2 pseudogenes are annotated in these 302 nt (G+C 69.2%); both read right to left on the bottom strand.

Annotation, left to right across the window (positions count from 1 at the left end):
- Positions 1–91 (bottom strand): annotated as a pseudogene (locus P0G09_RS18560) (NAD(P)/FAD-dependent oxidoreductase); the annotation flags it as partial.
- A 6-nt stretch (positions 92–97) separates the two neighbouring features.
- Positions 98–302: pseudogene (locus P0G09_RS18555) on the bottom strand (aminoacetone oxidase family FAD-binding enzyme); the annotation flags it as partial.

Here is a 302-nt window from a genome sequence, read left to right as displayed (position 1 = left end):
CGGCGATGCCGCTGCCAAAGGCCCAGTGCAGGTTGAAGCCGCCGCAGCTGCCGGCGCAGTCCAGCGCTTCACCCACAAAGTAAAGGCCGGGGCAGCCCTAGAACTGGAAGCTGGGGGTCACTTCGGTCAGGCACAGGCCGCCGCCGGTGGTCTGGGCCTGCTTCCAGCCGCAGGGGGTCAGGCCCTCGATCAGCCAGTGCTTGGCCGCGTTGGCCAGCACCTGCCAGGCGGCATCCGGCAGGGTGTCCACCGGTTTTTCAGGCAGCTTTGCCGCTGCCCACAGGGCGCGGCCCAGCTTGGGA

The sequence above is a fragment of the Faecalibacterium sp. DFI.5.82 genome (genome assembly GCF_029076575.1).
GTDB lineage: Bacteria > Bacillota > Clostridia > Oscillospirales > Ruminococcaceae > Faecalibacterium > Faecalibacterium duncaniae.
This window is presented reverse-complemented; position numbering and strand designations above follow the sequence as displayed.